Origin of the sequence: Nostoc sp. JL34, from assembly GCF_017114945.1 — a bacterium.
GTDB lineage: Bacteria > Cyanobacteriota > Cyanobacteriia > Cyanobacteriales > Nostocaceae > Nostoc.
In genome coordinates, this window is record NZ_JABXKQ010000066.1 from 1 (window position 1) to 24,330 (window position 24,330).

Below are 24,330 nucleotides of genomic sequence, written 5' to 3' on the forward strand. Positions count from 1 at the left end.
AGGTAGCCGTTCTTGAACCCAATTAAATACCCTTGCTAAGTTAAACTCTTAGTAACTAATTATACTCTCATGAGAGTAATAAAAGAGCGCTAACAGATGTAGCTCCTAATTTTTTGAGTTTGATGGAGGTTAGAAGCTTGAAGAACATTGCAATGTTCGTAGAATAATTACCGTTCATTTATGCACTGAGAGTACAGTTTCCTAAAACTTCAATAATGCAGGGTTCCTGATTGGAATATACTCGCCTTTTTCCTCGAAATCGAACAGGCATCACTTTGTTCTTAATTGACCCAAGCTCTAACTCTAAAACATCTTCAACAAGTTGACTCATCTTCAGATAATACACTGCCCATAGCCATGCTTTTGGTAAAAATAATCTCGGTTCTTTTTGAAGCTTTGCCCACAGTTCTGGAAAAATTCCTTTTTTAACTTCTACTGTATGGTTGTATGGTGCAGTGATTTGAGTAGTAGGAAAGAACCGTCCGATATCTTTAGGAAGTGCTTCTCCTAGCAACATTTGACGAATACGCAATTCAGCGATTTCGTCAGCACTGTAGTTATTGAAATTTGCCTCCAATATAAAGCTACTATTCTGCGATCGCTGAATTGGTTTAAGCGTAATGTTAAAGCTGGTTTTTCCCGCCAAGGACTCAGATAACACAGACGAAACTTCCATAATGCCAGCATCGTGCTGATCAGCATAAGTAATCTGCTTTTTATTGTGGAACTCTCCTGGATGAAGAGATTTCAACTCAGCAACCTGTTCCATATTCTTTGGTGACAGTTGAATAATAATGCTTCGATCTGGTTGAGTAGCACTCGATTTAGTTTGGAAAAATTTATCATTCAGCATGACCCAATCTCCTGAGTTTTTCACAGTTCCAGTGCTTCGGGAAGTGCTACTTTTTGAGGTAGGAGTTTTTCGAGGTGTTGCAGATGTGTTATTTGCTGATGTTATTTTCTTGCGATCGCTAGCTACAGGTGAAGATTCAGATTCTGTTTTCACTTCTGGTTTCTTCTTAGTTTGTTTCTTAGCGGCAGTAAGAGGTTGGGACGCTGCATTTGGATACTGGTTTAGCCAAAGAGTTAAATGCTCTCGCAATTGATCGCGAAAGTTAGCAGGAGTTTTATATTCCCGAAATAACCCTTTGCCTCGAAACTTAGCTTTAAACTCCAGCGCCTCTTCCCGTTGTCTCAATTGCTCCTTTGTAGTAAGGTGAGCTGGTGCTTCACGAAAGTAGAACCAAACCTGTGGTTTTCCTTTACGCATTAAACTTCTGACTGCTCGTGCAAACTCTTCTGCCGTTCCAGATTTGGCACGTGGAGTCGGTGTTCCAATCCGATTCCACATAATGCCGATAAAGAGCTCATACTCTTGCATCTTGCCAATTTGTTCATTAAGTATGGCTTGACCATCTTTACCGTAACTGGGAAAAGCGTTTGCTGAACTAACAACTTCAAGCACAATTCCCTTATTTGCCGCAACGGTTCGGTTAATCTCCTCTTTTAGTTTTTCCACATGACGACGCTCTGTAGCAACATCACCTGGCGAGGCGAGAAAAATTTTTATAACGATTCTCACTTGCGGCATTTTCAAAAACACGGGCTATTCAAGGAAGTGGGCAAGATTCTGACTGTTACTATTGTGACAAATAGCTGTAACTCAGATCCTGCTTTACTAAGTTATAACCCATACCTTTGTACTGGTAAGTGGTTAGATTTAAGAAAAAATCAGAGCGCAATTGCGATCGCGCTACTTGCCAATTAGTGTCGTCTTACGGTTTTGTAATTGCATCGGTCTGCAATGTTAATGCATCGGTCTGTTATGCCAATACATTGACCTGTTATACCAATACATCGGTCTGTTATGCCAATACATCGACCTGTTATACCAATACATCGGTCTGTTATGCCAATACATCGACCTGTTATCTTAAACCACCCTTTCTAACCTTGCCCTATCTGAAAATTTCATCTTACTGATAACTTTTTTTGTTGTAATGGGCACATTAAATATACAATTTACTAAGTATGCATGTATGCCTCCCCAAAATACAACAAACCGTTTGCGCCCTCAACTGATTAGTCAAGATATTGACTCATTCCACGGTTTGCAAACCATCAGCACCTACAATACGACTCGTGCTGATGCCTCAACTGCTAAGTTACAGGAAGTTTATCAGGCGATGTTGATTTCTCAACAAACCGAAACCGAGAAACTAGCTTTATACCGTGCTGCTTCTGATGCTGCTCGATTAGCAGAGTGGGAATTTCATAATGCTGTATTGGCAATGAAAGAAGTTGTGCGCGGGCAATATGGTTCAGATAGCGATCAGGCTCAAGCTGTGGGACTGAAGAAAAAATCAGAGCGCAAGCGTCCTTCCCGCAAAAAGCCAGATGCGATCGCAAGTTGATCGACTTAATTGAGTTTGGAAATTAGCGATCGCCGCCCGTGTAATGAGCTTTCATCGTCTCGGCGATCGCAAATTTATCTACAGCAGCTTGTCTAAGGTAATTGGCAAATCACGGACGCGCTTACCTGTGGCATGATAGACAGCATTAGCGATCGCTGCCGCAGTGCCAGTAATTCCAATTTCACCAATTCCTTTGACACCAAGCGGGTTGATATGTGGATCGTCTTCATCCACAAACAACACCTCAATATCAGGAACGTCTGCATTCACTGGTACGTGATATTCAGCCAGATCATGGTTGACAACGCGTCCTCGGTTCGGGTCTGTTATGGTGTCTTCCATTAACGCCATGCCGATGCCATAAATAATCCCACCGATCAGCTGACTGTTGGCTGTTTTAGCGTTGAGGATGCGTCCCCCGCCAAAAGTTCCTACCCAGCGTGATACTCGCACTTCACCCAAATCAGGCTCAACGCGAACTTCGGCAAACTGCGCTCCAAATGAATGCATTGAGAACTTCTTTTGTTCGTCTCCAGGCTTGGCATCTCCACGCGCTTCGAGCATTTTCATTCCATGCCGTGCCAAGATTGCCTCATAAGTTTCGCTGGCGGAAGATTTATTTTTTAAGAAAAAGCTGCCATCTCGCGCAATCACATCCTCAGCCTTTGAACTATAAAGCGGTGATTTTTGATCGGCAAGTGCTAGTTGCAAAAGCTGACTGCGTGCTTGATTTCCCGCTAAATGCACGGCTGAACTGACACTGGCGGCGGTTTGTGAACCACCAGAAACGGGCGTTTCTGGCATCTTGGTATCGCCTAGTTCAAAGCGGACTTTGCTAACTGGTAGACCGAGTGCCTCAGCTGCAACTTGAGTCATGACAGTATAAGTTCCGGTGCCAATATCTTGGGAACCGCTCAATACAACGGCTGTACCGTCTGCCATAATTCGAGCGATCGCTGATGCTGGAGAACGATTGGTAGGATAAGTAGCTGTCGCCATACCCCAACCAATCAAATAATTACCGTCGCGCATTGAACGAGGCTTGGGATTGCGCTTTTGCCAGCCAAACTTTTCTGCCCCCAATTTGTAACACTCTCTTAGTGACTTACTCGACCAAGGCAGTTTTTTACTAGGATCGACTTCAGCATAGTTACGTAGACGCAGTTCCACCGGATCGATATTGAGCGCATAAGCTAGTTCATCCATTGCTGATTCTAAAGCAAACGACCCAGAAGCTTCGCCTGGGGCCCGCATAAAGGTTGGTGTTCCTTCATCGAGTTGAACCAGACGGTGGCTAGTTTCGATATGCGGGCAAGCGTAAATCATCCGGGCGCTTTTACCAACAGGTTCGATAAATTCATCAAAAGTTGAAGTCTGGGAAGTGCCGGCGTGTCGCAAAGCAGTCAATTTGCCATCGCGGGTTGCACCGAGAGAAACCTGTTGAATTGTCTCCGGTCGAAAGCCGACAGGCCCATACATCTGTATACGTCCCAAAACTAATTTTACTGGGCGATTAACCTGCCGTGCTGCCATCGCAGCTATTGGCACATGCGACCAAGCCGACCCTTTGCAACCGAAGCCACCGCCCACAAAGTAAGACATAACGCGGACTTTCTCAGGCTCAATTCCTAATACCCCTGCAACTTTTTGTTGAACCTGAAAGATTCCCTGAGTTGCGTCATACAGCAGCAGCTCATCCCCTTGCGAAACTGCTGTTGTGGCATGAGGCTCCATCGGATTGTGATTTTCTACTGGGGTGGTATAGGTTTGCTCGACGCGGACAGCCGCCGCCGCTAGTCCCTGGCTGACATTGCCATGCGCGGAATCTGGCGGCTCTTCTCTAGGGATTTTACCTTTAGGTAAGTATGCCTTAGCGAGGTTTTCCCGCATATTGATGGTTGGTTTCTCTTCGTCATAGCGAACTTGCACCAGCGAGGCAGCATACATCGCTCGTTCAAAGGTATCGGCAACGACGACACCAATGTGCTGACCGCTATACAGGATAACGTTATCTTGCAGGACTTGTAGCTTGCGACCGCCGCCCTTTTCTCCAGAAGCTTTGGGCGCGTTAAGGTGGGTAATTACTGCTAATACACCCGGTACTTTTTCCGCCGCCTTGGTATCAATTTGGGCAATCTTCCCTTTGGCGATCGCACTTTGAATTGTCACGCCATAAGTCATTTTTGCTACCGGAAACTCAGCCGCATAGCGGGCGCCGCCAGTTACCTTAAGCCGTCCATCAACTCGATTTAACGGTTTGCCGACAACTATATTTTTATCCCCTGTATTCATGCCATCCCTCCCACCGTTGTCAGCGCCTTAACAATTGTGCGTTTAGCCAGTTCGACCTTAAACCCGTTGTATTTTTGAGGTTTAGCTCCGGCGATCGCAGCCAATGCTGCTGCTTGAAATGTTGCCTGGTTTGCCGGCTTGTTCAGAAGCACTTTTTCCGCTTCAAAGGCGCGCCAAGGCTTTGTTCCGACGCCACCAAGGGCAATCCGTGCCGAGCGAATGATGCCATTTTGAATATCTAATGCCGCCGCAACCGATGTCATCGCAAAAGCATAGGAGGCGCGATCGCGGACTTTTAAATAGTGCGATCGCTTTCCAAAGGTTGAAGCAGGTAAGTCAACGGCAACAATTAACTCTCCGTGTTCTAGAACTGTTTCCCTTTCTGGCGTTTCGCCAGGTAGAAGATGAAAATCTACAAGGGGAATACTACGCTCTCCCCTCGGCCCGCGTGTTTGCACAACGGCATCGAGTGCGATCATTGCCACCGCCATATCAGAAGGATGGGTGGCAATACAGCGATCGCTACCGCCAAGAATCGCATGAATGCGGTTATAACCCTCGATTGCCGGACAACCTGAACCAGGAACGCGCTTATTGCAGGGGAAGGCGGTGTCGCGGAAGTAGTAGCAGCGGGTACGTTGCAGTAAATTTCCGCCCACACTTGCCATGTTTCGCAGTTGCGGTGATGCCCCAGACAGCAAAGCCTCTGACAGCACGGGGTAACGCTCCTGAATGAGCGGATTATAAGCAACGTCGCTATTGCTTGCCATTGCTCCAATCCGCACGCCATTACCCTGTACTTCTATCTTGGTTAACGGTAGTGGATTAATGTCAACTAACTGTTTTGGCGTTTGTACATTCAGCTTCATCAAATCAATTAAGCTTGTACCCCCTGCCAAGTAAGCAGCTTGCACCTCTGGAGTAACCAAAGCCACGGCATTCTCTGCTTGTCCTGCTTTGTTATAGCTAAACGGCTGCATCTTTTTTTCCCTCTAAGACATCGCGGACAGCAGCCACGATATTTGGATAAGCGCCACAACGGCAGATATTGCCGCTCATCAGTTCACGAATGTCGGCATCCGATTTAGCGTGTCCCTCGTTCACCAAACCCACCGCCGAACAAATCTGTCCTGGCGTGCAGTAGCCGCACTGAAACGCATCGCGGGACAGAAACGCGGCTTGCATCGGGTGCAGATTGTTTCCTTGCTCCAACCCTTCAATAGTTGTAATTTTTGCATCAGTATGCATAATCGCAAATGTCAGGCACGAATTAATCCGTTGCCCATCAACCAGCACCGTGCAAGCACCGCACTGACCATGATCGCAACCTTTTTTAGTACCAATTAGTCCTAGATATTCTCGAAGTGCGTCAAGTAAGGTCACACGTGGTTCAATTTGCAAACTATGTGCTGTTCCATTCACTTGCAGCGTCACCTTCACAGTTTCAGGTGTCGAAGTTGCCAGCATGGGAGTAGTTTTTTTGACTGGAGTTTGTGCTACAGCTTTCTCTACAAAATTAGCGATCGTAGCCGCTACTGTGCTGACAATCATCAGTTGACCCAACTTACGGCGTCTTAGGAAAAACTTCATTTATTTACTCCATTCTGTTTTTGTTGAGTAATAATATTGAGTAATTCTCTCTGAATCAATTTATTTATATAAAACCACTTTTTATTTCAAGCATTTTCCTCAAAATGACATTGTTAACAGAATACAATTTCATCTTGTTATCGTCTCTCTATCAGAAGTTTTATGCCATAAGTATCATCTATAACTTTTATTATGTTTTATAATAAGAATGCTTTTCCTAGATAAAACAGTTAAATTTTAGAGTAATTATTCAATTAATCTTCTCTACTAATTATGTCTGGAGCTTCAGTAAATAGGATGTTAAAAATACTTAATAAAAGTTCAAAATGCTGACTTTAGACTTGATTTACTAGCATTTATAAAACTTTTAACTATCTTGAAAAATTTAGCCTTTATTTGATGAAAGAAAAGGTTATTAGTCTCTAAACAAATTAGTATAGTTGCCATCTTGTATTGCAGAAGATTGGATTGGCTCAATCCAGATTATCAGCTATTACATAAAATCTGCTAATACTTTTTAGAAAACAGTAGTCCCAGTCATGAAAAAGTAAATTAAAAACTCTTACTCTTTGTCGTCAACATGGCACATTTGCATGAACTTTTGGTTACAGAATGGCTTAATAAAAACACGCCAGAAAGCTCTCTTTTAAAAGAGTAACATCCTATGTAAACTAGTTATAATTATTACCTCAGGATAAATATATTCCTATGTGATCCTGCTACTATAGCGGTTCCCATTCAGATGCGGTACAAAATTATATCGCGAATTGTAGGGGCACGGCAGTGCCGTGCCCCTACGGGTGTACTTCGCTAGATCGGGAAACGCTATAACAAAACAATAGCGGTTTTAAATACAAAGTATAAAACCCCTGAACTGACAATCAATGCAGATATTTATCAAATCATCAGCTACGCCAACACAACAAAATGTAAGCCTTTTTGATATATCCTAAAGACTTGAGACAGCCACTAGATATTAAAGGTGATCAAATCCGAGTCCGCAGCCTCACCTTTTCCCTAGATAAAAATAATAATCTCGATCGCGCAGTTAAAAAATCTTTTTCTTTTCTCCTAATCCCCTCAGAACTCATATCAGGTTTGGTTAAATACTTATAACATCTGTAGGTTGGGTTGAGGAACGAAACCCAACGCTTGATGCTTGTTCATGTTGGGTTTCACTGCCGTTCAACCCAACCTACACTGATAAATTTTATTATTAGTAATCACCCGAACTTGATATCACACTAATTAGTAAAGGGGATAGATGACATTCGCTTACTGCGAAGCACCCATCCCCGAATAGCTGCCCAGATGATCAACCTGGAATCTATAGTCCGGTATCTAATCATCCCAGTATCGGCCGAGATATGGCGATTGTCACTGGGATAGATACTGATTTAGATAGATATATACGAAAAGATAGTTACACAATTACTCTTTTTCACCCCTTCTTCCATCCCTCCATTGCTAACAACGCTGTGCCATAAGCAGCTTCTGTGTACACTGATGCTACGACAGGAACCTGCAAATGACGCGCCCTAATTGCAGTCCAAGTTTTATTCGCCGCGCCACCGCCAGCGGTATAAACACGGCTCAATTTGTCTGCACCCATTTCTTGTAATAATTCATACCCTCGTGCTTCGATGCGGGCAATACTTTCTAATAAGCCATGCAAAAATTCCGTCGGGTGATCTGGGCGTGGTTCCAATCGTGGGGGTAGATTGGGATCATTAATAGGAAAGCGATCGCCTACCTTCAACAACGGATAATAATCTAACTCGCTGGCAATTGAAGCATCAATCTCACAGCTAAGGCTTTCTAACTCAGCATTTGTGAAAAATTGCTTAAGTACTGCACCACCAGTATTAGAAGCACCACCAGTCAGCCACAAATCACCCAAGCGATGGCTGTAAATCCCGTATCGCGCATCTTCTACACGGGTACGGCTTAACAACTTTAGTACCAACGTTGAACCAAGGGAAGTAACGGCTTCACCAGGTAATTTTGCCCCACTGGCAAGAAAAGCGGCAATACTATCAGTTGTACCAGCACACATCAAACAATCACTGCGTAAACCGAACTTATCCGCAATTTCAGGGCGCAATTGGGCAATTGGAGTCCCAGGTGGTAAAACTTTGGGTAGCTGAATCGGTATTTGCAGCAATTCTAGCCATTCTGGGTATTTCAACTCCTCCACGTCATAACCCAGCTTTAAAGCATTATGGTAATCGCTAATACCTAAATACCCATGTAGGAGAAACGCCAGCCAATCTGCTTGATGCAAGAAATATCTAGCTTCATTAAAAGCAGGTAATTGCCTCATCCACATTAGTTTGGCCAGGCTGGAGGTGGCACTCAACACGGTATGATTAGGAGGGGCGATACTCCTCAAATGCTCTAGCACCAATGATCCCCGCGCATCGTTGTACAACAGTGGTGCATCTACAGGATTGCCAGCAGCATCAACCAGCAAGACGGTGGAAGAAGTACCGTTAATTGCGATCGCTTTAATTTCTCGCCGCAACTCTTCAGGTATTTGTTCCACCAGCATAAACAAAGCCTCCTGCCAAATTTTTGGCGTAACAGCCGCTAGAGCATCGTTAAAGGGATATCGCACCTCAGCCTGAATATAGGAAGCTTCCTCGTCAATCACCACGCCGCGTGCGCCAGATGTGCCGAAGTCGATACCCAGATATAAATTCATAATTTTTATAAATTTTTTTAATGGAGAATAACTAAGGACTACTGACTAATAACTGCTTTTGTTGCATCTTGTAACAAGATATTCCACAATCTTGGCAAAACAAGGAAAAGTAGTAAACGAACTGTTCAAAATCTATTCAGGTTAGGAGGTTTTCAGCCATGCCTATCTTAGATACTCTGTATATCGCTCAGATATCTTCCATCTCAGATACTCAAGTCTACATCGCTCTAGTTGTGGCGCTGATCCCAGGAGTTCTAGCTTGGCGATTAGCCACAGAACTTTACAAATAACGCTCCGATGTGACACAGTTGAAAAGCTAATAATCCTGGCAGTACGGGGTGCAATTTCTAGAGGCTTGTGGCTTCATGCCATAAGTAGCTATAAATCTTGCACTTACGTAAGCCAGGTTATTTTTTAACTAGTGCAACACTTGTAGCTATTTCAAAAAAATGAAGTAATATGACAGCTAAATCAAGCATTTAGGAGTGCTGTTAGCAGGGCGTTGAGCCTGTGCTGAGTGCCCAGGAAGAAGTAATGAGTAAAAAGTAGTACTTATGAATCTTCTCACTTTAAGCCAAGGCACTCGCTACTCTGAACTGATTTGATGCTGAGTGCGATTAGTGATTTTTTTACTCAGCACTCAGCACTCGAAACTCAGCACTCTTCATAGTGCTTCCCTTCACTAAGCGAGGTTATCTTTTAGCATCATGAACGCGATTCAACCATCCAGACCACCGTCACAACCTATACAAAAACGTCGGGTTATTCCTCGACCAAAGCGGCATCTTCGTCAACGTTCTTACCAGGTGATGGCACTGGAAAGCACAGCCAAAATAGCAGTTAATCTTGTGATTACAGCGGTTGCAGCCTCTGCCTTAGCACAACTTTTGCCTTATCACTGGTCACAGCAAGAAAAGTTGCGAGAAATTAGTACTGAAGTCAAGCTAATGGAAGAACATGTCAATAGCTTACAGGCAGAATTTAGCCGTAACTTCGATCCTCAGCAAGCTAAAACTATTAGACAACAACAAGGATACCGATTTGATCCCAGCCAGCGGCGGGTGGTGTTGATGAATCAGGATCGCCGAGAAGATGAACAAACAGAGTCATCACCTTAAGATAAATGGCGAATTTGGGATTATTTAGGCTTCTTGTGATTCAAGTTACGTATAAACCGGGTGTTAATTTATATTATTGCTAATAAATAATGGTTAATAGCTAATTTTTGAATAGCTATATAGTTATCATCTATTAGTCATTAGCGATACAGCGTCGCTCCAATTCAAAATTCAAAATGAAGAATCTACTTTTTGAATCTTGAATTTGCAAAAAGAACTAATCTACCAACTAGGACGCTGATTCCGAGAGCAACTCGTTGAGCCGATTTTCGAGTTGTAAACGCAACCGATAACCAGTAAGATCCTTACTGTTGCCCTGAGAGGGCAGTTGAGTGAGGGCGCGACGATAATCAGCGATCGCACAATTCCAGTCGCCCCAAAGATGGTAAGTCCTGCCGCGTTCAGCCCAGATATGACCTTCTAGTTGACCGAAAAGCAGTGCTACCTCAAAATTCTCAATTGCCTCTTCATATTGCCCCAAGTCACGCCAGGTAATGCCTCGGTTAATCCACGCCCGGACATGGCGAGGATTCAAATCAATGGCTTGATCGTAATCGGCAAGTGCTACTGCTAATTCTCCACAAGTCGCGTAGTAATTTGCCCGATTATTATAAGCACTAGCTAAATAGGGATTAAATTTGAGAGCGGTGTTGTAGTCGGAAAGCGCTTTTTGCCTTTCACCACTTTGGTAATAAATCAGCCCCCGGTTGTTGTAATCAACGGCATTGTGGGGATGGCGGGAGATTAGTTGGTTTAAAAGTGCGATCGCCTCAGTATAGTTTCCTTGTTGAGCCAACCTCAAAGCACAAGAACGTAAGTAGCTATCCCCGAAAGTAGATTCGTTGCGATGGCTTGTCCTCTCCTCTTTGACTTTATTTGTATTATTTAACACGTAATTATATTGCTTACTTTGCTGGTCATCATCAGCTAAAAATGAGTGAATATTCATTTTTCCCTGCCTGAAATCCCTGCTTTGTGAAATCAAATTCTAGTTTTTTCCGCTGGTGGTTCTACCACTGTCTCTATATTATTAAGGTATTTATGGTTACTTTCAAGCCATCTCAAGACTGAATTTAAACTACTCACACCAGTAGAAATCTACGCCCTAAAAAAACAATTGCCCCTCAAACCTAATCATGGATACTTGATTCTGAAGGTGAATTCCAGAAATAGCAGATGTCAATCTCAAAGACTAGTCAAGTAGTGAGAGCGACAAATTGGTAGAATGCCAACAAGCCGTTCGTTAGAGAGAGGATTGGGGACTGGAGACTGGGGACTTGGAACTGGGAACTGGGAACTGGGAAGAATAACTCCCCCATCTCCTTTGTTTCTTCATCCATGCCCAATCCCCAATCCCCAGATTTAATTTTTAATTTTTGAGAAATTTTCCGATGACAACTGCAATTTCCTATCCCAATGCCCCTGATTTAGCAACCGATGACTATATTGTTATCGGCTTGGCAACCTGCTTCGTCAAAGAAGATGGAGAAGTTTATCAAATCGAAGTTATAGAACCGATTCCCTCTGCGGCTTTGGAAGCGCTGTTAAAAGGCATTCCTACCTCCTATAAGCTGGCTCATGCCACAACTTTGGGAGCTGTGCTGGATGGCGATTCACAACTCCTGCCAGATGGCTTCCCAGAGTCGGCTCAGTTTGGAGAGGAATTTGTCCCACGGGCATTTGCAGCAGCTCGCACCTACAAGCGTCGTGAATCTGCCAAATCCCTGATTCCCTTAGGTACAAACTACACTGATTTTAAGTATTCTATTGAGCGCAAGCGGGTGTTAAACGCCGCTAGAGTTGTCACCAAAGAAGACAACGTTAAACAGCATTCTCACACTCACAAAGTTCTTTAAGTAATTATGCTAAAACTTTATGGCGGTGTTCGTAGTCGAGCGTCAATTGTTCTCTGGTACTTAGAGGAACTAGAAATTCCCTACGAATTTGTCAAGCTTGATATGCAAGCGGGTGAACATCTCAAGCCTGAATATTTGGCAATTAACCCAGTTGGTAAAGTTCCAGCAATTGTTGATGGGGATTTTCAGCTTTGGGAATCTGGGGCAATTTTGCTATATCTTGCCGATAAGTACGCTAAAACTCCACTTTCACTCCAAGAACGGGCTGTATTTTCCCAATGGGTGTCGTTTGCCAATGCTACCCTTGGGCCAGGGATTTTTGTAGAAGCAAGTCGGGAGCGGGAAATGCCCCGCTTGTTGACTCCGTTAAATGAAATTTTCAGTAAGCAACCTTTTTTACTTGGCAATGAGTTCACTGTTGCTGATGTGGCAGTGGGGTCTATTCTGAATTACATTCCCGTCATGCTGAAGCTAGACCTAAGTTCTTACCCAGCCGTTTTGAACTATATGAAGCAGTTATCTGAGCGTCCGGCATTTCAAAAAAGTATTGGCGGACAGGCTTAATTGTAGTCAATTTAAGCGAAGAAGAAGGTCATTCTCGGCTACACAGAAGAGGAAATTAAGGTTTTTTAACCCGCGCGGGCGGGTAAAGCCTTGTGTAAACAAGCCAGCGCTGTGCAGGGGTTTCCCCAATTGCTCGCGCAGCGTCTCCCCTTCTCCCAAAGGGAGAGGCGACTGGCGTGCGGTTTCTAACTGCCTTTTGAGAATTAAGTTGACTACCGTGTATTACATCCAAACAGAAAATCTTCACACAACGTAGTTTGGATAGGCAATGCCGACTATATAAATCTTTTAACGATAATTTGTAAATTGCAAAGCAACTGGGTAGTCTTCTTGTTTCAACCGCTGCATGACTACTTGTAAGTCATCTTTAGATTTGGCAGAAACCCGTACAGCATCCCCTTGAATTGAGGCTTGTACCTTTTTGAATTCGTCGCGAATCAATTTGGAAATTTGTTTGGCGATTTCCTGACTAATGCCTTTTTTGAGTTTAATTTCTTGACGCACGCGATTACCACTAGCTGATTCAACCTTGCCAAAATCAAAGATTTTCTGGGAGAGGTTACGCTTGGCAGCTTTTTCCCGCAGAATGTCGTGTACAGAATCTAAGGTAAACTCGCTGTCAGTACTAACGTTAATGCTTTCTTCGACTAACTCGACAGTAGTTTGAGTGTCTTTGAGGTCATAACGACCTTTGATGTCTCGTATAACTTGATCGACAGCGTTAACCAACTCTTGTCGGTCAAAGTCGCTCACAATGTCAAAGGAAAAAGTAGAAGCCATAAAACATTTTGGATTTTAGATTTTAGATTTTAGATTTTGGATTGGGTGTTGGATATCTGGATATTAGGAAAACCTTTCCTCAGTCCTTAATATCCAGTTCCCAGTCCCCAGTCTCCACTCCCCACTTAACTAGTAGCTTGGATGATGCTCAAGAAAAAGAGAATAGCACAGCCAAGGATGCCCCAAACATGAGCGAGCCTTTTTCAGAGGAGCTACGCTAGCGCAAAAGGGGTATATTCAAAATATAAAAAATTGAGTATAGGAAACGGGCCACCACAAAGGCGATCGCAGCTATTTGTCCTGTCAAATAATTTACACCAGTTAGGTATGCCATCAATGCGGCTGCGGCAAATATCAAAAACGCTTCAAAGGTGTTCTGATGTGCCCAAGTAGCTCGTTGGGCATCAGGTGGCAATTTATCAAACATAGCGCCAGGAGTAGAAAACATTTCATACCCAATACGCCCACGGACATAAGCTACTAGCAAAAATGGCACATAAATTAGAATGGCAGCAGCAGCGATCGAGTACAAAAAAATTATCATTACTTATTAGTCATTGGTTATTAGTCATCAGTCATCGGTCATCAGTCATCAGTGAAATACAAATGACAAAAGACAAATGACAAATGACTAATCAAAGTAGAACAAGGTCACTACTTTTCTTTGTTCTTCTGCGTCTTGACAAGTTTGCAATAAAGTGCGGCTGTCGTGAAACGCAAAGCATATCAGTTGTTGGCAACGAGAGACAATTTCCTTGTTGCACAGGTAACTAGCTTCAGCAAGAGACAGATTATCATTACTGGGATTTTCCACCAGATGCATTACCTGTTCTAGTTGCTGGCGCGATTCTAAAGGCTGGCGTTCCAGACTTTGGGGGAGAATCACCGTTAGCAAATTCGGATCAGCCCGCGTTGCTCCCTTGATGGCAGCGGAATTTGTACCTGTAGCACCAGAAGTAATGATGCGATTACCCGATAGAACTAGGGCATATGTCATCATTTCAATAAGACTCTGATGCGTAATCGGGACGTGACGAGAACCCAGCAAGGCAATTCTTTTAGAACCTGTTTGCTGGATTGTCGCTAGTTCTTGGGCTAATGTATCGAGGTTAATAAGGTCTGTTGATTGGCTCAAAGATGGACATAATCCGATTAAACGACCCAGATATTTTACCAAACAGCGTGTAGGTGCGAGAAAAACTTGAGTTAGACATTGCAACAATTTTTCGATTTGTTTGGTTCATTGAAGGAGGCAGGAGGTTTTATCTCAGTTGGGGATTCAGACTCCTTCTGAATAAGAGCCACCAAATTTTTAATTTGGTGGGATTCTTAGGTTTAAGACCCTTTCGGTGGCGACAGAGAGCAGGAAACAGTATTCCTCCAGCAAGAACTGCCCTCAGCCTTTCTTGATAACTCAATTACGGGGTGGAGGGAGACAGCACGCGATCGCCTGGGAGGTGATAGCGTGCCGACTTGGCCCTCGCTAGCAATACAGCCTCCTAACTGATAACTGAGCATAGATGCCCTTAATTGTTTAAGTTGATGAATCTAAGACAATGCCGCTGCGGGAGTCAAACCCAGTTTGGATAACAGACGGTCAATGTCAAAATGCTCAGACATCAACTGGCGAATGCATTGAACCTTAATCGGCTCATGGAGACGGACTTGCCCGAAAGTGCGGTCAACAATTTCTACAGTGGTGAGGGTGTCTAAGTCAACAGATAAAATGGGGATTTCTAGTTCTTCAGCGCGACTGAGAATAAACGGCGGCGGGGGTAGTTGCCCGGTGAGAATTAAACATTGGGTGGAAGTTTCCAAAGCAGCTTGCTGAATTTCCACGCGATCGCCTCCTGTTACCACTGCCATATTCCGGCGTTTACGGAAATACTTGACAGCGGAGTTGACATTCATCGCTCCAATTGCCAGACTTTCCACCAATAAATCCAGGCGATCGTTGCGACAGAGAACATCAGCCTTTAACTGTTTGACTAGTTCACCAACACTGACGCTGCGGAGCAAATCGCTGTTCGGCAGCATTGCTAGCACCGGAATCCCCTGCTGTTCCAAAAATGGACGCAAGAGAGTGTCAACTGCTTCTAGTTGGGTGACAGGGATATCATTGATCACAACTCCAATCAAGCGATCGCCTACACGCCCTTTAGCAGCCAATAGCGCCTCAACCGAAAGCAATGACTTATAGCGGCTTACTAACAGCACACCAGCATCCAATACTTCAGCCATTTGCAGCAAAGACAAGTCAAACAAATTGCCTTCAGAAAAATCACCAGGCCCCTCCAGTAATACCAAATCTCCTTGGGACATTTGTAAATATTGCTGTATTAAGGACTGCTGATAATCGGTTTTGTCTTCCCCTCGTAAACGCTTTTGCACATTGAGTTCATCCAAAGCCAGCATTGTAGGTACAATACGGTTTTCCGGCAAATTGAGGCTAAGAGCGATGAATTGGACATCTTCCTCAATTACGGTTCCACTAGACGAATTCAAACACGTACCGAGCGGTTTACCGTAGCTAATATCTAGTCCTTTTTGCTGTAGCTGATGAGACAAACCCAGAACAGTTGCAGATTTACCGCTGTAAGTCTCGGTTGATCCAATCAGCAAATATTTAGGGGATTTTGGCACACATGCACTCCTAATTTCAAAATTCAGAAGAACCCAGCTAGGTGTTTACTAATTCTAGTTCCTTCTGGCAAAAGCCTCTCGCTCTCACAAATTAAGGTTTCCCAGAATTACCTTCTGAATAAGCATGAGAGCCTCTAATGGGTAGGTTTTTCAGATTAGACCAATTTTTTGGGTTTTAGAACCAATAAAACCTTAAAACTACATTAAATGCCTTCTAGAGTTTCTAGCTGTTCCAGTTCCCGACTCCGGGAGGTTGCGATGTGCTGTGCTACTAAAGTGGTGGCTTATCCCAAACGCTCTGCTTCTAAAGTTACGTTAAATCGAATTATTAACAGTAGTAATTTAATTTGCTAAAATTACATCATAAATACGGATAGAAAGCAATATTAGTCCTGAAAATTACCCATAATTAAGATAGAAAACTTTTCTTAATTAAGTAATATTTATGTTAAAAAAAGAGGTATTAATATGAACGCCAACTTAGAAGATTTTTCATATCTTTGGGATGGATTGAACTCTGATTGGGCGCTCTTAAAATTCAAGGCTTCACCTTCATAAAAAGAACCAAGATATGTAATTGTAAACACAAAAACTAAACAGGGTTTGATAATTGAAGATGATCATCTCTATCAGTATCTCAAAGAAACAATGTGTGAGAAAGGAGTTCGGATTGTCTCAGGCTTATGATGTTGTATAAATAAAAATCAATTATTCGTTGACTAAAAAAATATCCTGAAACAAAATGAAATACATAAATACAATATCTCTCTCATTAAATACTTCTAAGTGTAGATGACTGGGTGATGGGTAAAGGGATAATGCTGAAAGAGTTGATTTTCTCTGACCAATTACTGACTAGGAGATTATTTGATGAAAACCAGAAAACTAGGAAAACTTGGGTTAGAAGTTTCAACTATCGGACTAGGTTGCATGGGAATGTCTGAGTTTTATAGTGGTCGTGATGAAAATGAGGCGATCGCGACAATTCATCGAGCATTGGAACTTGGAGTTAATTTTCTTGATACTGCTGATATGTATGGGCCTTTTACTAATGAGCAACTAGTAGGCAAAGCAATTAAAGATCGTCGAGATCAAGTAGTATTAGCAACCAAATTTGGCAATGTCCGTACTGAAGATGGTGGTTGGAAAGGGATTAGTGGCAAACCAGAATATGTCCATCAAGCTTGCGATGCCTCACTAAAACGTCTGGGAGTGGAAGTGATTGACCTCTATTATCAACATCGGGTAGATTCAACCGTACCCATTGAGGATACTGTAGGAGCAATGGCGGAGTTAGTAAAGCTGGGGAAAGTGCGTTATTTAGGGCTTTCAGAGGCTGCTCCTGCTACGATTCGGCGGGCTGTGGCAGTTCACCCAATTGCGGCACTCCAAACAGAATACTCTCTTTGGAGTCGAGAGCCAGAGGATGAAATTTTACCTACTGTGCGGGAATTAGGAATTGGGTTTGTTCCCTATAGCCCATTAGGAAGAGGGTTTTTATCAGGGGCGATCGCTAGCCCTGACGATCTAGCACCTGATGACTATCGCAGAAATGCGCCTCGCTTTCAAGGTGAGAATTTTTATAAAAACCTGCAATTAGTCGAGCAAGTGAAGGCAATTGCCACTGAAAAAGGAGTAACTGCTAGTCAGCTTGCACTAGCATGGCTATTCGCTCAAGGAGAAGATATTGTGCCAATTCCTGGTACAAAACGTCGTACCTACTTAGAGGAGAATGTTGCGGCTACCGAAATTACCCTGACTGAAGAAGAGTTGAATCGACTGGAAGCAGTTGCACCAAAAGGTATAGCAGCAGGTGAGCGCTACCCTGATATGAGTACTGTGAACCGTTGATCCATTAACGAAGTGTAACCAGATTTGTACCGATTGTTCCCAGTAGTGCGAAAGCAGGTGAAAAGCATTCAGAATTTTCCTCAAAAGCCCAACACCTGCATTGATTTTTCAAGTACTTCTTTGGGTCGAAATGGTTTTGTTAGATATAAATCTGCACCAACCTCAATTCCTTTTTGTTTATCAAATTCCTGTCCTTTAGCTGTCAAGATCACAATGTAGATGTCGGTCATTTGTAGGTCGTGTTTAACAATGTGGCAGACTTGCAGACCGTTCATTTTAGGCATCATCACATCAAGAAAAACTAGATTTGGTTTTTCAGTTTTAATAGTTTCTAGAGCTTCTTCTCCATTTCTAGCAGTTAGAAGTTCAACACCCTCGTCTTCTAATGCTTCTAAGGCTTGTTCCATCAAAATCAAGATATTGGGTTCATCGTCAACAATTAGAATTTTCTGGGTCATAGGGATTGGGGACTGGGGATTGGGTATTGGGGACTGGGGATTGGGGACTTGTACTAAGCTTTCGCGTAGCGTCTCGTAGAAAAGCCTTTAGCACAGCTTCCCCAAGAGTTGTATTAGGAACTGGGGATTAGGAATTGGGGATTAGATTATATAGTAAGGTTCCACTAAATTTTTCCAGTACCCAGTCCCCAATCCCCAGTCCCCACTCCCTAGTAATTACTGTTCAGACAGCATAATAAAAAATACATTTTCCAACTCCTTCTCAAACCGGAGGGTTTTCACCAAATCGGCTTCTTGAGAGAAGATAGAATCAATGATGATCATGTCAGGTTTGGCTGACAGGGCTTTATAAATGCATTCTTGCGGATCGGAGGCTTCAATTACGCTGTATCCCTGAGCTTGTAATACATCTGATAAAGTTTTTAAGGCTGATGCATTTTTATCTACAACCAATACCTTTTTACTAGAAATGCCTTGGTAAAGTAGTGAGCCAATTTCGTTGAGGAGTTTTTCTGTATCAATGGGCTTGGTGAGATAGCGATCGATGCCAATATGGTAGCCCCGTTCTTTGTTTTCAATAATCGATAGAATGATAATTGGAATGTCTGCGGTCTGAGGATCGTTTTTGAGAACGGCTGCCACATCGAAGCCGTTGATTTGCGGCATCATCACGTCCAAGAGAATCAGATCGGGACGGGCTGTTTTGATTTGATGAATTGCATCCATGCCGTCTTTAGCTTCGCGAACATTGTAGCCTTCGTTTTCCAGTTGTTGACGCAGCAGTTCCCGAATGTTAGCGTCATCATCTACAACCAAAATGGTTTTACGGTTTTGGTTCAGCACAGCGCTTTTGGTGATGACGTGTTCTTTGAGTTGTTTGACAAGCGTATCCAAATTCAAATTAGCAGTGGTTTTTTGATCGCTAGCGTAGGTGGGAATGATGAACGAGAATATGCTGCCTTTACCTGGTTCACTTTCAACCCAGATTCTACCGCCGTGATGATCGACAATTTGTTTACAGATGGGCAGTCCTAACCCAGTGCCTTTGGGTTTGTCGGTGAGGGTGTCACCAACTTGGCGGAATTTCTCGAACACTTTTGGCTGATCTTCAGGTGCAATCCCAATGCCTGTGTCGATGACGCTGATGCAAACACCGTCGTTTCCTTGTTTGACGCGGCAGGTGACACAACCAGATTCGGTAAACTTAACAGCATTGGAAATCAGGTTGATTAGAACTTGCAGCAAACGGTTGCGATCGCCTACTATCTGAGGCAGTCCAGGTTCAATCTCGCACACCAACTGCAAGCCATTGGTTTCAAATAACCCAGCAGTAGAATTGGTTGCCCAATCCAGTAATTCGCTGGGATCGATCGGCTGCATCTGCCATTCCACCTTACCTGCTTCCATCTTGGCGATGTCCAGGACATCGTTAATCAAAGACGTGAGCCGTTCTGCTTCCGACACAATAATGTTGAGATTGTCAGCCACCCGCTTAATCGTTTTTTGCAGCTTACGGTCTTCGGTAGAAATCATTGGGAACACATCGGTTTCCAGCTTTTCTTGAATGATGGACGCAAAACCGAGGACAGAAGTTAGTGGCGTCCGCAGCTCGTGGGAAACTGTTGAGATGAAGTCGGTCTTCATTTGGTCGATTTCCTTTTCTGCCGTCACATCCCGAATCAGCAGTGCAGAACCGAAGCAGGTAGCGGGTTCTGGGTCTGCTGTCTTTTTGAAAATGGCGGTTGCCACTGCTTGACCAATGCGTTCTTTGGTCAGTGCAACTTCGGCAGAGAACACCTCACCGGGATGAGACTGAGTTCGTGCAACCAGTTCTGCTAAACCAGATATGGGCAATTCTCGGTAGTGACCATTGAGGGCGGTAGCTGTCAATTCATACATGGCTAAAAAGGCAGGATTGAAGTGGGTAATTTGTCCTGCGGTGTTTGCCACTAACAAACCATCTGCTAAGTTATCTAAAATGGCATTTAATCCCTGTGCTTCTGCTAGGGTATTTTGCAGGGCAGCTGTCCGCTCGACAACTCTGCCTTCCAGTTCTTGATTTAGTTGCCGCAGAGCGATTTCTGCTTGTTTACGGGCAGTGATGTCAGTATTGATTTCCAGTACCGCGCAAGGCTGATGGTCGATGTCCCGTTGCAACGTCCATCGGCTCTGGACGGTAATCAGTTTGCCTTTGGTGAGATGTTCCACTTCTCCTTCCCAATTACCTTGCTCTAATAACTCTGCGACAATTTCTTCCTTTGGCTTTAGAAAGGTTTTTTTGATAAAAGCCTGAATGCATTGGTCTTTCACTTCTTCACGCGTCCAACCGTAGAGTCTTTCGGCACCCTGATTCCAGTGAGAGATTTTGTCGCTCATGTCGCGGACGATGATGGCATCGCTGGAATGATTCAACATATCCAATAAACGTTGATTTTCAGCTTCTGCCTGCTTGCGATCGTGAATATCAGCACACGTGCCAATCCATTCCCGAATGCTCCCGTCTTCTTCCAAGACTGGGGCACCACAGACAGAGAAGTAGCGGTATGTGCCGTCCTTGCCACGAAGCCGATATTCAGTTTGGTAGATACCTCGGTTTGCCACAGCAGCATTCCAAACTTCTGTGGAGCTAGCACGGTCATCGGGGTGAATTGGATCAATCCAACCCCAACCCTCAACTTCAGCCTCGCTCTGCCCCGTATAGACCATCCAGGTAAGCATTTCACTGCTTATTCCTAGTCCTTCTGGGGTAGCTCCCCAGATGATTTGTGAAGTAGCAGTTACTAACGAGCGATATCGTTCTTTAAGACGCTGATTTTCGGCTTCTGCCAGCTTGCGATCGTGAATATCAGTGCAGGTGCCAATCCACTCTCGGACGCTACCATCATCTTCGATGACGGGGGCACCCCAGACCCAAAAGTAGCGATAATTGCCATCCTTGCCACGAATTCGGTATTCAATTTGATACATACTCAAATTTGCCACGGCAGCACCCCAGACTTCTCCGGTGTAGGCGCGATCGTCAGGATGAACGGCATCAATCCAGCCCCCATTTTCTGCTTCAGCTAGACTTTGACCTGTATAAGCTATCCAGCTTGCCAGTTCAAAGCAAATTCCATCTGGTGTGCTTACCCAGACAATTTGTGTATTAGCAGTTACCAAAGAGCGGTATCGGGCTTCACTCTGTTTCAGGATTTGTTCGTGATGTTGGCGTTCCTGTTGAACGCATCGAAGGTCGCTGATCTCCTCCACACTAGACCAGATTAATTGCTCCCCATCCTTCTCAATCATCACTCCAGATAACCTTACCGGAACCAGATGCCCGCCTTTGTGAATGTACTCCTTCTCATAAGGCCCATAGCGACCAGTTCGTTCCAAGTCTTCTAGGCTAGATTGCTCTGTAGCAGCATATTTTTCTGGGGTAATCTGCCAGTAGGTAAGATTCAGGGTTTCTGGAACAGTGCGCCCTAAAATGGCAGCATAAGCGGGGTTGATGTTAATTAGTGTTCCATCTGTTCGGCATAGTGCTAGCCCAACAGGACATAGTTCAAATAGCTGACTATTGTATTCATCAAGTTGGTTAAACATGGTTGAGGTTTCTTTAGTGGCGTATTTGGGTAGGGTTAGAACAACAGAACCAAGACAACAAAGTGGCGTAAAGCTTTAACGAAATTGGGTGGCGTTGGAACATCTGGTAAATTTGATCGGGTGATGCACCTTCTACATCTGGATTGTGCTGTGAAAGTCGCTGGATCAGTTGAGTATGGCGGATCAGCAAATCCGTCGGTTTGAGCATTGGAGTTGTTGATCGAATAAAGCCGTCGGTATCAGGAATGGAGGATGATTTCGTTGTGGGAATTGGCGAGGCAGAGGTACAATTCTGTTCTTCAGTAGCGTCCACCAATGCACAATTTAACGGAATCTGAATCCAGAATTCTGTGCCTTCACCTGGTTGAGAACGACATTTGAGCATTCCCCCATGTTTGTCTACAACAATTTGGTAGCTGATTGCCATGCCTAACCCGGTTCCCTTACCAACATCTTTCGTGGTGAAGAAGGGATCGTAAATGCGGCGGATTACCTCCTCCTTCATGCCTGGGCCGTTGTCGGCAATGCGAATTACAACGCACTGTTGGTCAATAGCTCTGGTACGAATAGTTATTTGGGGACTACTTCTGACTCCTGAATTTTCCATCCCTTCTTCCAAAGCATCAATGGCATTTGCCAGGATGTTCATAAACACCTGATTCAACTGTCCGGGATAGCATTCAATGAGGGGGAGTTTTGCATAGTCTTTAAAGATTTCAATTGCCGGACGATGAACATTTGCTTTCACGCGATGGTGAAGAATCATTAAGGTTCCGTCGATGCCATCGTGGATGTTGACGGCTTTCATTTCAGCTTCGTCATGGCGGGAGAAGTTTTTCAGGGATTGGACAATTTCGACGATGCGACCTGTGCCCAGTTTCATCGAATCTAGCAGTTTGGGGAAATCCTGCATGATAAATTCCAGGTCTATATTGTCTAACTCTGATTCCAGTTCTGGAGGAGCAACAGGTAGAAATTTCTGATATTTTTCCAGCAAGTGCAACAAGTCTTGGGCGTATTCGGCAACATACTTTAAATTGCCGCAAATAAAATTAACCGGGTTGTTGATTTCGTGGGCAACTCCGGCAATGAGTTGCCCAAGACTGGACATCTTTTCGCTTTGGATTAACTGAGTTTGAGCTAATTGCAACTCATGGAGAGCTTGCTGAAGCTTCTGTGTCTGGGCTTTCGCCTGGAGGGCTGCTTGAGTGCTTTGCTCGTAAAGCACCGCTTTATCAATGGCGATCGCTGTTTGAGAGGCAAAGATGCTCACCAGTTTCAGGTGTTCAGCCTTGTATGAGTCAGTTTTGGCCGTTCCAATAGCGATCGCTCCCAGTACCCGCTCCTTGGCTCGCAACGGTACACAAATCATGGCATTAACGTTTTTTTGCCCTTCTAACCGCGGATCGGCTTGCACATCATTGACAAGTTCTGCTCGGTTGGATTGCACAATGTTGCCAATAATTCCTTTACCTGGTTCCGGCTGATTGTGGTCAAAAAACACTCCAAATTCGGCAATGATTTCAAACGCAGTTGCATCTGGACTCAAAAGCAGAATCATCCCCGCAGACGATTCAATTAGTTGACTCAATTCTTGAAGCACAAGTTGGGCAATCTGTCGCGTATCTAAACTTGTTGTCAGTTGAGTCGAGATATCGTCAAACAAATCAATTTCTTGATATCGCTCCAGCAATTCTTTGGCGAGTACTTTCTTCTCAGCTTCCTGTTTTGCCAGAAATGAGAGCAAAGTTGCAAGTATAGTTGCCTGTTCTGTCCCAACAACCCAACCGATAATTTCTCCTGAAACCTCGATTGGATAACGGTTTTCTATAGTTTGCTCTCCAATGCTAATCAGTTTTGTGCCGTCTACCAGTTCAACATCAATGGCGACGTTGAACTGGTAGATTAAGTTATGAAGGAGAGATGGCAACTCTTTTTTGTTGAGCATCTTTCTGAGGCTAACTGCGGACATGAAACACCTCATCTAGAGCAGGTTGCGAATTTCTGGCAATTAGTCTAAATGTGTTCGTGTAGCGTCTCGCAGAGAAACCTACACCGTATTCCAACCTTCTGCCTCCTACCTCCTGCTTCCTGCCTTCTTCACCGTAGCTATCCGTACCCCTTCGGATAAGCAAGCTACGCCCAGCATCTCCAGAAAAGAGAGGAATTGTCATAAAAATCTAGGAATATAATAATTTACTAATTAAGACTAGTTTTCCCAAAAATATTGGCGATATAACAGCGAAGTTGAGGGGTAGCAAATACCTTTACACTCCCTACCAGAGGCATCCTTTCGTCTGTGTAAATTGCTTACTTTTTGATGAGTTTTATAAAATATAAGTAAAAATTTTACTTATCAAACAATCTATAGGTTTAAATTATAATTAGTTGATGTCTCTTATTACTACTATTCGTAAATTGGGAATCAGCTTTTTTGAATATGTGGGTGAGCGCATTGATGAGATTGGAATAACC

The 24,330-nt window shown here is 43.8% G+C and carries 20 protein-coding genes and 1 pseudogene; 6 read left to right on the forward strand and 15 right to left on the reverse strand.

The window, feature by feature from the left end:
- Nucleotides 1–178: 178 nt before the first annotated feature.
- Complete coding sequence (locus HWQ44_RS13600) at nt 179–1,582, reverse strand: hypothetical protein (protein ID WP_292719313.1); 1,404 nt, start codon at nt 1,580–1,582, stop codon at nt 179–181.
- A gap of 457 nt (nt 1,583–2,039) precedes the next feature.
- Between HWQ44_RS13600 and HWQ44_RS13605 the strand changes: the two genes are divergently transcribed.
- Nucleotides 2,040–2,414 (forward strand): hypothetical protein, encoded by a 375-nt coding sequence (locus HWQ44_RS13605; RefSeq protein WP_292719315.1) that lies wholly within the window; start codon nt 2,040–2,042, stop codon nt 2,412–2,414.
- A 78-nt stretch (nt 2,415–2,492) separates the two neighbouring features.
- On the opposite strand, the gene HWQ44_RS13610 is transcribed toward HWQ44_RS13605, so the two are convergent.
- The 4 genes from HWQ44_RS13610 to HWQ44_RS13625 all read right to left on the reverse strand — a co-directional run bounded on the left by HWQ44_RS13610 (nt 2,493) and on the right by HWQ44_RS13625 (nt 9,000).
- Nucleotides 2,493–4,706 (reverse strand): xanthine dehydrogenase family protein molybdopterin-binding subunit, encoded by a 2,214-nt coding sequence (locus HWQ44_RS13610; RefSeq protein WP_292719317.1) that lies wholly within the window; start codon nt 4,704–4,706, stop codon nt 2,493–2,495.
- On the reverse strand, nt 4,703–5,686 hold the full coding sequence (locus tag HWQ44_RS13615; RefSeq protein WP_292719319.1) for a xanthine dehydrogenase family protein subunit M: 984 nt from the start codon (nt 5,684–5,686) through the stop codon (nt 4,703–4,705). The genes HWQ44_RS13610 and HWQ44_RS13615 overlap by 4 nt, the downstream gene beginning before the upstream one ends.
- A complete protein-coding gene (locus tag HWQ44_RS13620; RefSeq protein ID WP_292719321.1) occupies nt 5,673–6,296 on the reverse strand; it encodes a 2Fe-2S iron-sulfur cluster-binding protein in 624 nt (207 codons plus the stop codon). Before HWQ44_RS13620 ends, HWQ44_RS13615 begins: the two co-directional genes overlap by 14 nt.
- Before the next feature lie 1,441 nt (nt 6,297–7,737).
- Nucleotides 7,738–9,000, reverse strand: a complete 1,263-nt coding sequence (locus HWQ44_RS13625) for an FGGY-family carbohydrate kinase (protein ID WP_292719323.1) — start codon at nt 8,998–9,000, stop codon at nt 7,738–7,740.
- A 200-nt stretch (nt 9,001–9,200) separates the two neighbouring features.
- On the opposite strand from HWQ44_RS13625, the gene psaM reads away from it, so the two are divergent.
- The gene (psaM, locus tag HWQ44_RS13630) at nt 9,201–9,290 is read left to right on the forward strand and encodes a photosystem I reaction center subunit XII (protein ID WP_040630342.1); all 90 of its coding nucleotides are present in this window, start codon (nt 9,201–9,203) and stop codon (nt 9,288–9,290) included.
- A 417-nt stretch (nt 9,291–9,707) separates the two neighbouring features.
- The gene (locus tag HWQ44_RS13635; RefSeq protein WP_292719325.1) at nt 9,708–10,118 is read left to right on the forward strand and encodes a hypothetical protein; all 411 of its coding nucleotides are present in this window, start codon (nt 9,708–9,710) and stop codon (nt 10,116–10,118) included.
- A gap of 229 nt (nt 10,119–10,347) precedes the next feature.
- Here HWQ44_RS13635 and HWQ44_RS13640 read toward each other — a convergent pair whose 3' ends face one another.
- Both HWQ44_RS13640 and HWQ44_RS13645 read right to left on the reverse strand, forming a co-directional pair.
- Complete coding sequence (locus HWQ44_RS13640) at nt 10,348–11,067, reverse strand: tetratricopeptide repeat protein (RefSeq protein ID WP_292719327.1); 720 nt, start codon at nt 11,065–11,067, stop codon at nt 10,348–10,350.
- Nucleotides 11,068–11,314: 247 nt separating this feature from the next.
- A complete protein-coding gene (locus HWQ44_RS13645) occupies nt 11,315–11,458 on the reverse strand; it encodes a hypothetical protein (protein WP_292719329.1) in 144 nt (47 codons plus the stop codon).
- 51 nt (nt 11,459–11,509) lie between these two features.
- Between HWQ44_RS13645 and HWQ44_RS13650 the strand changes: the two genes are divergently transcribed.
- Nucleotides 11,510–11,974, forward strand: a complete 465-nt coding sequence (locus HWQ44_RS13650; protein ID WP_292719331.1) for a hypothetical protein — start codon at nt 11,510–11,512, stop codon at nt 11,972–11,974.
- Nucleotides 11,975–11,980: 6 nt separating this feature from the next.
- Nucleotides 11,981–12,538 (forward strand): glutathione S-transferase family protein, encoded by a 558-nt coding sequence (locus tag HWQ44_RS13655; protein WP_292719333.1) that lies wholly within the window; start codon nt 11,981–11,983, stop codon nt 12,536–12,538.
- Between the two features lie 288 nt (nt 12,539–12,826).
- Here the strand turns inward: HWQ44_RS13655 and HWQ44_RS13660 are convergent, their stop codons facing one another.
- The 4 genes and pseudogenes from HWQ44_RS13660 to HWQ44_RS13675 form a co-directional block, all read right to left on the reverse strand.
- Nucleotides 12,827–13,318: a YajQ family cyclic di-GMP-binding protein gene (locus HWQ44_RS13660; RefSeq protein WP_292719335.1), complete on the reverse strand. Its 492-nt coding sequence runs from the start codon at nt 13,316–13,318 to the stop codon at nt 12,827–12,829.
- A 125-nt stretch (nt 13,319–13,443) separates the two neighbouring features.
- A pseudogene (locus HWQ44_RS13665) lies at nt 13,444–13,862 on the reverse strand (MAPEG family protein).
- Nucleotides 13,863–13,949: 87 nt separating this feature from the next.
- Nucleotides 13,950–14,453: a DNA recombination-mediator protein A gene (locus HWQ44_RS13670; protein WP_292719518.1), complete on the reverse strand. Its 504-nt coding sequence runs from the start codon at nt 14,451–14,453 to the stop codon at nt 13,950–13,952.
- A gap of 413 nt (nt 14,454–14,866) precedes the next feature.
- On the reverse strand, nt 14,867–15,961 hold the full coding sequence (locus HWQ44_RS13675) for a phosphotransacetylase family protein (RefSeq protein WP_292719337.1): 1,095 nt from the start codon (nt 15,959–15,961) through the stop codon (nt 14,867–14,869).
- A gap of 870 nt (nt 15,962–16,831) precedes the next feature.
- Between HWQ44_RS13675 and HWQ44_RS13680 the strand changes: the two genes are divergently transcribed.
- The gene (locus tag HWQ44_RS13680; protein ID WP_292719339.1) at nt 16,832–17,812 is read left to right on the forward strand and encodes an aldo/keto reductase; all 981 of its coding nucleotides are present in this window, start codon (nt 16,832–16,834) and stop codon (nt 17,810–17,812) included.
- An 80-nt stretch (nt 17,813–17,892) separates the two neighbouring features.
- Here the strand turns inward: HWQ44_RS13680 and HWQ44_RS13685 are convergent, their stop codons facing one another.
- The 4 genes from HWQ44_RS13685 to HWQ44_RS13700 all read right to left on the reverse strand — a co-directional run bounded on the left by HWQ44_RS13685 (nt 17,893) and on the right by HWQ44_RS13700 (nt 24,029).
- Complete coding sequence (locus HWQ44_RS13685; RefSeq protein ID WP_190894307.1) at nt 17,893–18,270, reverse strand: response regulator; 378 nt, start codon at nt 18,268–18,270, stop codon at nt 17,893–17,895.
- A 216-nt stretch (nt 18,271–18,486) separates the two neighbouring features.
- On the reverse strand, nt 18,487–21,855 hold the full coding sequence (locus HWQ44_RS13690) for a PAS domain S-box protein (protein ID WP_292719343.1): 3,369 nt from the start codon (nt 21,853–21,855) through the stop codon (nt 18,487–18,489).
- A 13-nt stretch (nt 21,856–21,868) separates the two neighbouring features.
- A complete protein-coding gene (locus HWQ44_RS13695) occupies nt 21,869–23,827 on the reverse strand; it encodes an ATP-binding protein (protein WP_292719345.1) in 1,959 nt (652 codons plus the stop codon).
- The gene (locus HWQ44_RS13700; protein WP_292719347.1) at nt 23,814–24,029 is read right to left on the reverse strand and encodes a hypothetical protein; all 216 of its coding nucleotides are present in this window, start codon (nt 24,027–24,029) and stop codon (nt 23,814–23,816) included. Before HWQ44_RS13700 ends, HWQ44_RS13695 begins: the two co-directional genes overlap by 14 nt.
- Nucleotides 24,030–24,330 lie beyond the last annotated feature (301 nt).

Excerpts from the sequence above, each read along its gene's own strand:
- HWQ44_RS13605 (WP_292719315.1), top strand. The coding sequence starts at position 2,040 with ATGCCTCCCCAAAATACAACAAACCGTTTGCGCCCTCAACTGATTAGT.
- HWQ44_RS13610 (WP_292719317.1), bottom strand. The coding sequence starts at position 4,706 with ATGAATACAGGGGATAAAAATATAGTTGTCGGCAAACCGTTAAATCGA.
- HWQ44_RS13615 (WP_292719319.1), bottom strand. The coding sequence starts at position 5,686 with ATGCAGCCGTTTAGCTATAACAAAGCAGGACAAGCAGAGAATGCCGTG.
- HWQ44_RS13620 (WP_292719321.1), bottom strand. The coding sequence starts at position 6,296 with ATGAAGTTTTTCCTAAGACGCCGTAAGTTGGGTCAACTGATGATTGTC.
- HWQ44_RS13625 (WP_292719323.1), bottom strand. The coding sequence starts at position 9,000 with ATGAATTTATATCTGGGTATCGACTTCGGCACATCTGGCGCACGCGGC.
- HWQ44_RS13635 (WP_292719325.1), top strand. The coding sequence starts at position 9,708 with ATGAACGCGATTCAACCATCCAGACCACCGTCACAACCTATACAAAAA.
- HWQ44_RS13640 (WP_292719327.1), bottom strand. The coding sequence starts at position 11,067 with ATGAATATTCACTCATTTTTAGCTGATGATGACCAGCAAAGTAAGCAA.
- HWQ44_RS13645 (WP_292719329.1), bottom strand. The coding sequence starts at position 11,458 with ATGGATGAAGAAACAAAGGAGATGGGGGAGTTATTCTTCCCAGTTCCC.
- HWQ44_RS13650 (WP_292719331.1), top strand. The coding sequence starts at position 11,510 with ATGACAACTGCAATTTCCTATCCCAATGCCCCTGATTTAGCAACCGAT.
- HWQ44_RS13655 (WP_292719333.1), top strand. The coding sequence starts at position 11,981 with ATGCTAAAACTTTATGGCGGTGTTCGTAGTCGAGCGTCAATTGTTCTC.
- HWQ44_RS13660 (WP_292719335.1), bottom strand. The coding sequence starts at position 13,318 with ATGGCTTCTACTTTTTCCTTTGACATTGTGAGCGACTTTGACCGACAA.
- HWQ44_RS13680 (WP_292719339.1), top strand. The coding sequence starts at position 16,832 with ATGAAAACCAGAAAACTAGGAAAACTTGGGTTAGAAGTTTCAACTATC.
- HWQ44_RS13685 (WP_190894307.1), bottom strand. The coding sequence starts at position 18,270 with ATGACCCAGAAAATTCTAATTGTTGACGATGAACCCAATATCTTGATT.
- HWQ44_RS13690 (WP_292719343.1), bottom strand. The coding sequence starts at position 21,855 with ATGTTTAACCAACTTGATGAATACAATAGTCAGCTATTTGAACTATGT.
- HWQ44_RS13695 (WP_292719345.1), bottom strand. The coding sequence starts at position 23,827 with ATGTCCGCAGTTAGCCTCAGAAAGATGCTCAACAAAAAAGAGTTGCCA.
- HWQ44_RS13700 (WP_292719347.1), bottom strand. The coding sequence starts at position 24,029 with ATGACAATTCCTCTCTTTTCTGGAGATGCTGGGCGTAGCTTGCTTATC.